10 protein-coding genes are annotated in these 11,908 nt (G+C 36.4%); 6 read left to right on the forward strand and 4 right to left on the reverse strand.

Annotation, left to right across the window (positions count from 1 at the left end; genetic code table 11):
- The first annotated feature begins 1 nt into the window (after position 1).
- Positions 2 to 829: a hypothetical protein gene (locus GTR01_RS06905; RefSeq protein ID WP_160137130.1), complete on the forward strand. Its 828-nt coding sequence runs from the start codon at positions 2 to 4 to the stop codon at positions 827 to 829.
- 116 nt (positions 830 to 945) lie between these two features.
- Here GTR01_RS06905 and GTR01_RS06910 read toward each other — a convergent pair whose 3' ends face one another.
- Positions 946 to 1,431: an SRPBCC domain-containing protein gene (locus GTR01_RS06910; RefSeq protein ID WP_160137131.1), complete on the reverse strand. Its 486-nt coding sequence runs from the start codon at positions 1,429 to 1,431 to the stop codon at positions 946 to 948.
- Between the two features lie 201 nt (positions 1,432 to 1,632).
- Here GTR01_RS06910 and GTR01_RS06915 point away from each other — a divergent pair, with 201 nt between their 5' ends.
- From GTR01_RS06915 to GTR01_RS06935, 5 genes are all read left to right on the forward strand, one after another.
- On the forward strand, positions 1,633 to 3,171 hold the full coding sequence (locus tag GTR01_RS06915; protein WP_160137132.1) for a sensor histidine kinase: 1,539 nt from the start codon (positions 1,633 to 1,635) through the stop codon (positions 3,169 to 3,171).
- 88 nt (positions 3,172 to 3,259) lie between these two features.
- The gene (locus GTR01_RS06920; RefSeq protein ID WP_002982671.1) at positions 3,260 to 3,946 is read left to right on the forward strand and encodes a response regulator transcription factor; all 687 of its coding nucleotides are present in this window, start codon (positions 3,260 to 3,262) and stop codon (positions 3,944 to 3,946) included.
- An 82-nt stretch (positions 3,947 to 4,028) separates the two neighbouring features.
- The gene (locus tag GTR01_RS06925) at positions 4,029 to 4,664 is read left to right on the forward strand and encodes a hypothetical protein (RefSeq protein ID WP_160137133.1); all 636 of its coding nucleotides are present in this window, start codon (positions 4,029 to 4,031) and stop codon (positions 4,662 to 4,664) included.
- A 19-nt stretch (positions 4,665 to 4,683) separates the two neighbouring features.
- Positions 4,684 to 5,049 carry a hypothetical protein gene (locus tag GTR01_RS06930; protein ID WP_228452175.1) on the forward strand — a complete coding sequence of 122 codons (366 nt, stop codon included), beginning with the start codon at positions 4,684 to 4,686 and terminating at the stop codon, positions 5,047 to 5,049.
- Positions 5,050 to 5,118: 69 nt separating this feature from the next.
- Complete coding sequence (locus GTR01_RS06935; protein WP_185155101.1) at positions 5,119 to 7,827, forward strand: TonB-dependent receptor domain-containing protein; 2,709 nt, start codon at positions 5,119 to 5,121, stop codon at positions 7,825 to 7,827.
- Positions 7,828 to 8,178: 351 nt separating this feature from the next.
- Here GTR01_RS06935 and GTR01_RS06940 read toward each other — a convergent pair whose 3' ends face one another.
- The 3 genes from GTR01_RS06940 to GTR01_RS06950 are packed head-to-tail and all read right to left on the reverse strand — an operon-like array spanning position 8,179 to position 11,865.
- Positions 8,179 to 8,676 carry a phosphoheptose isomerase gene (locus tag GTR01_RS06940; RefSeq protein ID WP_160137135.1) on the reverse strand — a complete coding sequence of 166 codons (498 nt, stop codon included), beginning with the start codon at positions 8,674 to 8,676 and terminating at the stop codon, positions 8,179 to 8,181.
- Between the two features lie 24 nt (positions 8,677 to 8,700).
- Entirely contained in the window at positions 8,701 to 10,983 is a 2,283-nt protein-coding gene (locus GTR01_RS06945) for a GH92 family glycosyl hydrolase (protein ID WP_160137136.1), read from the reverse strand.
- A gap of 21 nt (positions 10,984 to 11,004) precedes the next feature.
- Entirely contained in the window at positions 11,005 to 11,865 is an 861-nt protein-coding gene (locus GTR01_RS06950; protein WP_160137137.1) for an ROK family protein, read from the reverse strand.
- Between the last annotated feature and the right edge of the window lie 43 nt (positions 11,866 to 11,908).

Here is an 11,908-nt window from a genome sequence, read left to right on the forward strand (position 1 = left end):
GATGAGAAAGAATATTTATATTTCAGCCCTTTTATTGGCTGCCCAGATGGTTTTTTCCCAAGTTATTGTTGGGAGCGCAACCAATCCAAGCTCCAATTCCATGTTCAGTGTTGTGAATAAAGAGGATAATCCAGCACGATCTAAAGGAGTAATGATCCCAACAGTAAACAATGAAACTGAGTTACCTTTATACAATGCCAGTCAAACCAACCATTTTGATAAAGACCCTTCTATGCAAGGAATGATCATGTACAGAAAAGACATTCAAAGAGTCGTTGTATATGATGGAGAAACATGGAAACCTACTTTTTACGAAAACGGAGGAAGAACTACACGTGCCAGCATGAATCCAACAACCGCTGAAAGCGATTTTCCTTCTGTAGGATGTGTGCTGATTGGCTGTGGTGAAAAAGATGTTCCGTTTGGATTTTATAACAACACATTAGATGGTGATAAGCTGGGTATTATTGATCCTCAGGGAACCGTAAATAATAATTTCAACAATTTTACCTTTAAAGAATCAGGGTTTTATAAGATCCTTATCAGTTTGAAAGTAAAAACTTCGGGTATACATGTAAGCCCGCCTGTTATCTCTTTCAGGGCATTAAAAAACGGAGCTACTCTTGCCAGAAATGACGTTCCTTTAAATGAAGCCATCCTGATTACAGCTGGAGCTAACAGAGTGGGAACAATGGAATTTTTGGCCATGTTTGATAAAGGAGACAAACTTAAAGTTCAGGTATCAGGAGGAGTTTCTATTCTAACCGTTGCCGACGTTTATAAAATTGTTCCTACAGACGGAACTTTCATCAGCATAGAAAAACTATAAAGTTGAAATAAAAAGAAACATTTTTCATTCCATATTTCATTAAATCGGGCACTCCATTTAGAGTGCCCGATTTTCATATCATAAACCTAACGATCAATCTCTTTTTCATTTTCAAATCATCCAATGATCTCTTGAAGCTGGCTAAGCCCCATTTTAAATCCTCCTTCAAATCCCATATCCAGCATTTTTTTCATTACTTCTTCAGATTGGTAGTGAATATTAACGGTCACTTTTGTTCCTTCTTCTACTCCTGTAAAGCCGAATAGCCATTTTGATCTTGGAGCATCCTCATTCACATTTCCATTTTCATCACAGAAAGCACTTGTCCAGTCAAGACTTCTATGTTCCATGATTTCTCCATATTTGGATTGGGAATAAGACCTTTCTCCATTAGGCCCTACCATTGCATACAACCAGATCCCATTTTCTTTGAAATCCTGATGTGCAGTTTCACATCTCCAGGGCTTTGGCCCCCACCACTGATCCAATAATTCGGATTGGGTAAAATAGTTCCATACTTTTGAAGCATCGGCCTTGTAAATAATCATTACATAGACGCTTTTCGATTCAAAATCTTTGTTGAAAATGATATTAGATTCCATAAAGTAATAATTTTAAATAAAGTTAACTCTTTATTTACACAAAGGACTTTTCCTATGACAAGTAAACAATAATTCATAAATATTTGTTAAAAAACAGTCTTTTAAGATAAAAAACATAATTATTTGGCTCGTTTTTTGTTTACGTAGTCTTAAAACAATTAATTTTAACATTCATTTTTCCAAAACATATATAATTAAATAATGAATAATAAATTCATCCCAATAATTTCGGTGTTTATGACGATCTCACTGATTGTCTTTGTTACGCTCCAATTTTATTGGTTGAAAGGCTATTATGGAGTACTGGAACAGGATTTCTCGAATAAGGTTTATTCAGTCCTGGAAAGTACATCAAAAACAATTGAAGAAATTGAAGCCGATAAATATCTGACGAAGGATAACAGAAATACCATTCTTGCTAACAGCAAAAATCCTTCACTTACTACAATTCAGCAAGTAGAAGATTCCGGAACTCAGAGACAGATTATCTATTCCAAGAATATTATTTCCAATGCACAGCTTCCTATTTCTAAAAAAGGAGATTCTGTAAAGCTAACGACTTTATATACTGATGAAGCTGCTTACAAAATAAAACGAGATACCACAAACCGCGAAATTCTTACCTCGGACATCAATCAGGATATTGAAACCGGGGATTACGCTGTAAAAGAGTTTGTAAAGGTATATGGAAACAATCTACCCATTGCACAAAGGGTAAGCCCTGCGACTCTTGATTCAGTCATTACAAAAGAATTAAAAATCAGAGGAATTACTGCAAAATTCGGATACGGAATCGTAGATAAAGACAACAAACTTACCAGTATTGCCAATAAAGCCTACAAAGAGAAAAAAGACAGCAACACGTACAATTATCCTCTTTTCACAGATAAAAAATACAATACCTTATATAATCTTGCTTTAGTTTTCCCTAAAAAAGAATATTCTTTGGCCATGAACAACTGGCCGATGCTATTGGGAACTTTCCTTTCACTGCTTACAATTCTGGGTATTTATATCATTTCCATCAATTATATGATGAGACAGAAGAAGCTTGCTGAAGTGAAAACAGACTTTATCAACAATATGTCTCACGAATTCAAAACGCCACTGGCAACTATTTCTGTGGCAACAGATTCATTAGCGAATGATAAGATTGCGACCAACCCGGATAAAGTAAAATATTATTCCGAATTGATTAAGCAGGAAAATCTGAGGATGAAAAAGCAGGTAGAAAATGTATTGAACATGTCTAAGCTTGAAAGAAATGAGGTGGAATTATTCCTGAAAGAAACCAATGTAAGAGAATTGATTAAAAAAACGACAGAATCCTTTAATCTTATTGTACAACAAAGAAACGGTACTCTGACTCAACAATTTAATGCCACTCATTATAATTTTAAAATTGATGAGTTCCATATATCGAATATGCTGGTGAACTTATTGGATAATGCCAATAAATATTCTCCGGAAGCACCGGAAATTCATGTGGAGACCAGAAATGAAGGTCATTGGTATGTTATTGAAATCTCGGATAAGGGAATGGGAATGGAAACCCAGAACAAAACCAAAATCTTCGAAAAATTCTTCAGAGAAGAAACAGGAAATATTCACAATGTAAAAGGACAGGGACTAGGTCTTTCCTATGTTAAAAAGATTGTAGAATTACACAAAGGGCAGATTATTGTAGAGTCCAACAAAGGAGATGGAAGCACCTTTACAATAAAATTACCAATGGGGTAATGGTAAAATAAGAAACCAAAAAACAAAATATAAGAAGAGAGAGTGAGGAAGTTCATTCTTAATTGTTAATTAGTAATTAGTAAAAGTTATGAGCAACAGAATATTATTAGTAGAGGACGATCAGAGTTTCGGGGCGGTGCTTAAAGATTATTTAACGATCAATAATTTTGAAGTAACCCTTGCTACTGATGGAGAACAGGGATTGAAAGAGTTTACAGAAAATGAATTCGACATCTGTATATTCGACGTAATGATGCCTAAGAAAGATGGGTTTTCATTAGCTGAAGATGTAAAAAAAATTGATAAGAATACACCGATCATATTCCTTACGGCAAGAAATATGAGAGAAGACATCCTTAAAGGATACCAATTGGGAGCTGATGACTACATCACAAAACCATTTGATACTGAACTTCTTTTATACAAGATCAAAGCGATTCTTCAAAGAAGCTCTACACTGGAAAATGAAGAGCAGGAACAATTCAAGATCAGCAATATCTTCTTCGATTCTATGTTGAGACAACTGAAGGTAGGTGATAAAGAATACAAGCTTTCTCCAAAGGAAAATGAGTTATTAAAGCTTCTTTGCATCCACAGAAACGACTTTATGCCAAGAGACCTTGCTCTAAGAAAAATCTGGAAAAAGGAAAACTACTTTACGGCAAGAAGTATGGATGTGTATATTGCCAAGCTTCGTAAATTATTGAAAGATGACGAAGGATTGGAAATTATCAACGTTCACGGAGAAGGATTTAGACTTCTTGTAAAAAATTAATCGAAAAGTCGTATTATAAATATAAAATTAGCAAAACAATTAAAAATGTTTTGCTAATTTTGCTTTATACCCAATCAAGGATATGAAGAATACGTTTTTAGGTTTGATCTCTGTATCAATATTAGCTGTTTCTTGTAAGAAAGATGAAAGAGCAACTTATTTAAAAGAGGAAGCTGGTTCTCAGCAGCCTTCTGTAGCTATCAATAGTACTCCAAAGACTTCATTGATGGATCAGGCGGGAATACAATCTACCGCAGCTATGGCGACTGCTTCGGGAATGAACCCTCCGCACGGGCAACCAGGACACCGATGTGATATTCCTGTAGGACAACCTTTAAATAGCCAGCCATCAGCTACTCCTGCTTCTCAAAATATCAGTGTAGGTGCTAATAATTCGATTCAAATTGATCCGAGCTCTGCGGCTCCAGCAAAAATAGCCGTGGACAATAATGCCCAACCCGTGAAAACGGCTCCGGGAATGAACCCGCCACACGGACAACCGGGACATCGATGTGATATTCCTGTAGGACAACCTCTCAATGGAAAACCTGCTCCGGCACCACAAGCAGCTCAAAATAATATACAGGTAACTCCTACTCCAACTCCGGCTCAGACAGCTTCACAAAACCTGGCTATGGGAGAAAAACCCAAATTAAACCCAGCTCATGGTGAACCTTGGCACAGTTGCTCATTAAAAGTTGGTGATCCTTTACCATAAATTTTGTATTTTTGCAGATATGAAGCTATTTCACATACTGGCAATAGTATTTTGTTTAGGAATTTTTTTAGTTCCTAAAGATAGCTTATACACTCAATCTATGCAGCAAACCTGCTGTAAGGCAGAATCTGGAAAAAAGAGCGACTGCTGTAAAAATCACTCTTCAAAAAAGAACGGAAAACATGATTCTTCAAAATCATCATGCAATGACGACTGCTGTTCATCATGTGCTATCTGTTATACCTTTATTGAAACTCCTTTTTCCAAAAATCTGCGTCTGGAACTGTCTTATTACAAAGCGAATAAGAATCCTCAGTTTCAATATTCAGACCCTTATCTTTCAGATCGTTTAAAGGAAATTTGGCAACCGCCCAAAATAGGCTAATTAAAACATTTTGAGTTCGTTACATCCTATAGCGAACCGTATTTTATTTAATCTAAATTTTTTAAACAAATGAAATTATATATTTCCAGGTTTATACTTGGTGCATTATTCTTATTTACCCAATTTATATCGGCTCAAAATCTTCAGAAAAACCAGTTCAAAGTAAAGGGGAACTGCGAAATGTGCAAAACAAGAATTGAAGGAGCTGCTAAAAAGGCAGGGGCAAAAACTGCTGTTTATTCTATTGATCTTCAAACACTCACCATAGAAACAGATAAAGTTTCTGCAGATGACATTCTTAAAAAGGTAGCAGAAGCAGGCCACGACAATGAAAAATTCAAGGCTTCGGATGACGTTTACAAAAGTCTTCCGGGATGTTGTTTATATGACAGAGATCTACAGCCTGTACAGGCAGAATCTCACCACGATCATCATGCTAATATGACAGCTGCTCATGCTAAAAAGGAGAATGAATTTTATGTAAGAGGAAATTGTGCATCATGTGAAGCAAGAATTGAAAAAGCAGCAAAAAGTGCAGGGGCAGATTCAGCGGAATGGAGTGCCGAAACACAAATAATCACTTTAGCTTTTGATGCTGCAAAAACCTCATCGGATAAAATTTTAAAAGCAATTGCTGATGCAGGACATGATAATGAAAAGTACAGAGCTTCAGATGACATTTACAAAGGGCTTCCGGGATGCTGCCTCTATGACAGAGAGTTTACTTTTGGAGAACCTAATCCAACCGCTCATTATGAAGAAGCAACGAAACATGAAGACCATAAAGAGCATTCTTCTGTATCTAACGAAAATTCTCACAACAAACAAGAGAAAAGCATTGATGGTGTTGTAGTAACGGGTTCTAAAGCAGCTACTTCTTTAAGTAAAAAGGAAGCCGGGTTAGTTTTTAATATTGATAAAAAAGAACTCTTAAAAGCAGCTTGTTGTAATTTATCTGAAAGTTTTGAAACGAATGCTACCGTAGATGTATCTTTCAGCAATGCCGTAACAGGAACCAAACAGCTAAAAATGCTGGGGCTAGATCAAAAATATACAAGTTTAACTAAAGAACAGTTACCTGAGATCAGAGGATTGGCTTCGGCTTATGGATTGAATTTTATTCCGGGAAGATGGATTGAAAGTATTCAGCTGACAAAGGGAGGAAGTACGGTAACCAACGGTTATGAAAGTATTACAGGACAAATCAACACGGAATTATTAAAAAATGCAAAAACTCCGGAAACTTCCCTGAATCTTTTTTCAGATTTCAATGGAAGAGCAGAAGTGAATATTACCAGTGTAGCACCTATCAATGATAAGTGGTCTCAGACTTTCCTTCTTCATGGAAATGGAACTTTCGGGAATACAGATATGAATGATGATGGTTTCCTTGACAGGCCAAAAGGAACACAGATCAATGCTGCTTATCTTCTTAATTATAATGATTTGGAAAAGTCAGGATTGGGGTCTCATTTTGGAATTAACTTTATCAGAGATGAAAGAACTGCAGGCCAGGTTGGCTTTGATAAAAAACTCGCTCAGGATAAGCAACCTGCCTATGGTGTTGGAATAGATATTTCAAGATTCCAAGTTTGGAATAAAACAGGATATGTTTTTAAAGGAAAGCCCTACCAAAGCATCGGATGGATGAACCAATATGTTTATCACCAGCAAGACAGCTTCTTTGGATTGAGAAATTACGCTGGAAAGCAGCATACTTATTATTCAAATTTAATTTTTGAAAGTATCCTTGGAAATACCAATCATAAGTATAAGGCCGGAGCAAGCTTCTTGTATGATGGATATGAGGAAACTTATCTGACAGACAATATTAAAAGAAACGAGATTGTTCCGGGAATTTTTGCGGAATACACCTTAACTGGACTAAAATATACTTTGGTAGCAGGAACCAGAGTGGATTTCCACAATCTGGCAGGAACTCAGTTTACTCCAAGAGTGAATTTTAAATATGATTTTACTCCACAAACTATTTTAAGACTTTCTGCAGGAAGAGGGTTTAGAACAGCGAATGTATTTGCGGAAAGCCAACAATATTTTGCTTCCAACAGAGCCATCAATATTCTACCCAATGGAGGAAATATTTATGGTTTAAAACCTGAGATTGCTTGGAACTATGGAGCAAGTTTACAACAGGAATTCAAGCTTTTCGGAAGAAAATCTACTATCATTGCTGATTTTTTCAGAACGGATTTCCAAAATCAGGTATTGGTAGATTTAGATAAATCTCCACAACAGCTTACATTCTATAACCTGGAAGGAAAATCATTTGCCAACTCTTTCCAAACGCAGTGGGATTTTACTCCTTTCAAAAACTTTGATGTAAGATTAGCATATAAATACTATGATGTACAGGCCGATTATATGGGAGGAAGAAGAGAAGCTCCTTTTATGGCAAAACACAGAGGATTCATCAATCTTGCTTACGCTACCAATAAGAATGACAATGGTGGATTCTGGAGCTTTGATACTACTTTAAACTGGGTAGGGAAGCAAAGACTTCCGAATATGGAAGGAAACCCGGCAGAGTTTCAGCTACCAACCTATTCCAATTCTTATGCTGTATTGAATGCACAGATTTCAAAAAACTTCAACAAGAAGCTTAGAGCTTATGTAGGAGGAGAAAATCTTACTTCATATTATCAGAAGAATGCAATCATTGATTTTAAAAACCCTTTTGGAAACTACTTTGATGGCGGAATGGTATATGCTCCGATTATGAAAGCAAATTTCTATGTAGGATTGGATGTAACATTCTAAAGAAGGGATGATGGGAGTTGGAAGATGGAAGTACTATTGGGCAGCTTATTAACTGAAATCTTTTTAACTTCTTTTTCTGAACAGAAATACCTTAAAAATATATAAACCAGCATTTGATTGATGCTGGTTTTTTAATGGATAAAAAATCCTTTTAAAAATTAAGGTTGAAAATATATCGTTGATAAACCTTATAGGTTTTAAAAACCTATAAGGTTTGACTGTCAGCATATCCTTTTAAATTGATAAAAATGATGGAAAGGTATGATGAAAACGTCAAGTAACTTCCCTCTTCCAGCATCCAGCTTCCCTTCATAAAAAAAGCAGCATCAATTCTGATGCTGCTTTTTTTATTTATCTTCCAAAGTCATCCTGTACTCTTACGATATCATCTTCGTCTGAAGGGTTGGAGGCATCGGTATGTTGCCAGATTTCGGCTACGATTCCCCAACCTGAAAGACCTATTAATCTGTGTCTTTCTCCCTGCTGAAGTTTTACCTGATCTTTTGGATGGTATTCTCCAACCTCACCTTCTTCATCTGTGTTGCTTCTTTTGATTCCTACAGTTCCTTCTACTACCTGCCAGATTTCTGCTCTTCTGTGGTGATACTGCCAGCTTAGTCTTGCTTCAGGTGCTACAATAAGGATCTTTGGGCTTAATTTACCTCCTATTCTTAGGTTCTCTACATCAATTCCATCAAAGTATTGATTAGCGAAATCCTGTGCCTGTGTTTCATCAATCACAAAAAAGCCTCCCCATGGTCTGGTTTCATCTTTTGCTGCAATAGTAAAACCTTGGGTCTGCAGCATTTTTTCAACTCTATCAAATATTTCTCTTTTCTCTGCGCTCATATACCTTGTTTTTCTTAATTAAAATTATTTACCTGATTCTTCTTTTGACATTGAATATGGAAAATCTTTTTCCTGAGATCCTCTGTCGGTGTTCGGCTTGCTGTTCATTTTAAAGTCCAGCACTGTGCCTTTGATTAATTCTTTATGACTTAGCCAATTTTTTGAATAAGGCTGTTGATTCACGTTTAATGATTGTACATATATATTTTCTGCACTGTTTTCCGGTGCTTTTATTTCAATTTTCTTACCATTTTCCAGATGGATGGTAGCTTCTTTAAATAATGGTGCTCCTAACACATACTGATCTGTTGCTGGTGTTACCGGATAAAAGCCTAATGCTGAGAAGATATACCATGCAGATGTCTGTCCGTTATCTTCATCTCCACAATAGCCATCCGGAGTCGCGTGATATAGCTTATCCATTACCTGTCTTGCCCAATATTGGGTTTTATAAGGTGCTCCGGCATAGTTGTACAGATAGATCATATGCTGAATGGGCTGGTTTCCGTGCGCGTATTGCCCCATATTCATGATTTGCATTTCTCTGATCTCATGGATCACTCCGCCATAATAGCTATCATCAAAGACTGGTGGCAATGAAAATACTTCATCCAGTTTGGCTTCAAATTTCTTTTTACCGCCCATAAGCTGAGCCAAACCATCAATATCCTGAAAAACCGACCAGGTATAATGCCAGCTGTTCCCTTCTGTAAAGGCATCACCCCATTTGAAAGGATTAAAAGGCTTCTGGAAATTACCATCTTTATTTTTACCACGCATTAATCCTGTTTCTTTATCAAACAGATTTTTGTAATTATACGCTCTTTTTTTGTAAATATCAATTTCTGAAGCTGGTTTTCCTAATGCTTTTCCAAGTTGATAAATAGAGAAATCATCATAAGCATATTCTAATGTTCTGGCTGCATTCTCATCAATTTTCACGTCATAAGGAACATAGCCTAATTCATTATAGTATTTTACTCCAGCACGGCCTAAAGCTTCAATCGGGCCTTCATTGTTAGCTCCATGTTTTACAGCCTGCCAAAGGGTTTCTACATCATATCCGCGAAGTCCTTTGATATAAGCGTCTGCCACTACAGATGCTGAATTGTTTCCAATCATAATATCAGAATATCCAGGGCTGCTCCATTCCGGAAGAAATCCTCCTTCTTTGTAAGCATTGGCTAATCCTTCCTGCATTTCTACATTGATACTTGGATAAACGAGATTCAGGAAAGGATATAGGGCTCGGAAAGTATCCCAGAAACCGGTTCCGGCAAACATTTTTCCGTCTGTAATTTTTCCATTGTAAGGGCTCCAGTGTTTTATTTTGTTCTGAGCATCAATTTCGTATAATTTCTGTGGGAAAAATAAAGTTCTGTATAATGAGGAATAAAAAGTTCTCATCTGTTGATCTGTACCCCCTTTTACTTCTATTTTTCCTAAGGTTTTATTCCAGATATTTTTGGCATCGGTTTTTACCTGTTCAAAGTTTTTGCTTCCGATCTCTCGTTTAAGATTCAGCTCGGCCTGCTCAAAACTTATGAATGAGGAGGCTACTTTAGCATAAACGGTCTCTTTATTTTTAAGTTTAAATCCTACTATTGCTCCGGTATGATCGCTGGTCATTTCTAACTGATCGTTGATCAATTTATCATCTTTCCAGGTTTTTGTTAATTCAAAATCTTTATCAAACTGAACAATAAAATAGTTTTTAAAATTCTCATATTTCCCTGTAGAATATCTTGTGGTGTACCCTAAAATTTTTCTTTCTTTAGGTAAAATCTTAATGTATGACCCTTTATTAAGAGCATCGATTACTACATAAGCGCTATCGGTTTTCGGGAACTCAAACTTAAAAAAAGAAGCTCTTTCTGTGGGCGTAAATTCGGTAGTTACATTGATATCTGCCAAATAAACGCTATAGAAATAAGGTGTTGTAACCTCAGCTTTATGACTGAACCAGCTTGCCCTGTCGTCTTCTTTGAATTTTAGTTTCCCTACTCCCGGCATAATAGAAAATGCACCATAATCGTTCATCCATGGAGAGGGCTGATGGGTTTGCTTGAATCCTTTTATTTTATCTGCATCATAGGTATAAGCCCATCCGTCACCCATTTTTCCGGTTTGTGCTGTCCAAAGATTCATTCCCCATGGAAGCCCGACTGCCGGATACGTGTTTCCATTGGATAATGAAGGTTTAGACTGGGTTCCCATCAATGGATTTACATAATCTACGGGAGATGCATGTTGGCCGAAAACCAGAGCCTGTAATAAAAGAAAGCAAGTAGAAAAAATAGACTTCATTGTATCGTTTCGTTTGTTAATTTATATAAGCTTTTTTAATGCATAACTGGCCGCTCCCAGAATGGCAGCATCTTCAAAGATGGCAGAAATTTTAACCTGCAAGTTAATATTATTCTCTGTTACATTCTGAATAAATCTTTTCTCAAAATAAGGGTAAGCTTTTGCGATATTCCCGCCTAAAACTAAAACTTCCGGTTTATAATGATCTACATATTTCACTATAAAACCTGAGAAAGAGTCTGCATATTCATCAAATATTTGTTGTTGTATTTCCAAAGGCTTATCCAGAAGGTCTTTTGTTCCGGAGATTTGCCCACCTGTCAATTCATTATACCGTTTCACAAACCATCGTGTTGCCAGATAATCTTCGCAGATCGAATCTTTAAAAGGGGAATCCCATAAGTCTTCATCGGTAGCAAAATCTCCATTATAAAACGTGGTTCCTAATCCTGTCCCAAGCGTTACTCCAAAAATTCTCTTATATCCCTGAACACAGCCACCAAATACTTCTCCTTCCATAAAGGCTGCCGCATCATTCACAAAATGAATTTGCTTTGGAGAAATGGATAATCTTTTAGCCAACTCATCTTTTATATTGACTTGATATATATCGATGAATTTTCCTTGTTGCATCAGAGAAATCCCGTTTTCATAATCGAAAGGCCCCGGCATCGCAATTCCTATTAAAAGATCATCTTTTATAAGATCATGAGCTGCCTTCTCAATGGCTGAAACCCACGCAGAGAAAATAATTTCTTTTTCATCAAAGGAATTAACATGTTCCCTTACATACGTTGAAGTAATAATCTCACGTTTTTCAGGATTTACCTGAGCCAGCGTAATATGTGAACCTCCAATATCGATTCCTAATATATTCTGCATTATTATTTTTTATTTAAAATTCTAGCAATTCTATTTTGTAAAA

It is taken from the genome of Chryseobacterium sp. c4a, from assembly GCF_009900745.1.
Classification (GTDB): Bacteria; Bacteroidota; Bacteroidia; order Flavobacteriales; family Weeksellaceae; genus Chryseobacterium.

Coding starts and splice junctions, on each gene's coding strand:
- GTR01_RS06905 (WP_160137130.1), top strand. CDS start 2: ATGAGAAAGAATATTTATATTTCAGCCCTTTTATTGGCTGCCCAGATG.
- GTR01_RS06910 (WP_160137131.1), bottom strand. CDS start 1,431: ATGGAATCTAATATCATTTTCAACAAAGATTTTGAATCGAAAAGCGTC.
- GTR01_RS06915 (WP_160137132.1), top strand. CDS start 1,633: ATGAATAATAAATTCATCCCAATAATTTCGGTGTTTATGACGATCTCA.
- GTR01_RS06920 (WP_002982671.1), top strand. CDS start 3,260: ATGAGCAACAGAATATTATTAGTAGAGGACGATCAGAGTTTCGGGGCG.
- GTR01_RS06925 (WP_160137133.1), top strand. CDS start 4,029: ATGAAGAATACGTTTTTAGGTTTGATCTCTGTATCAATATTAGCTGTT.
- GTR01_RS06930 (WP_228452175.1), top strand. CDS start 4,684: ATGAAGCTATTTCACATACTGGCAATAGTATTTTGTTTAGGAATTTTT.
- GTR01_RS06935 (WP_185155101.1), top strand. CDS start 5,119: ATGAAATTATATATTTCCAGGTTTATACTTGGTGCATTATTCTTATTT.
- GTR01_RS06940 (WP_160137135.1), bottom strand. CDS start 8,676: ATGAGCGCAGAGAAAAGAGAAATATTTGATAGAGTTGAAAAAATGCTG.
- GTR01_RS06945 (WP_160137136.1), bottom strand. CDS start 10,983: ATGAAGTCTATTTTTTCTACTTGCTTTCTTTTATTACAGGCTCTGGTT.
- GTR01_RS06950 (WP_160137137.1), bottom strand. CDS start 11,865: ATGCAGAATATATTAGGAATCGATATTGGAGGTTCACATATTACGCTG.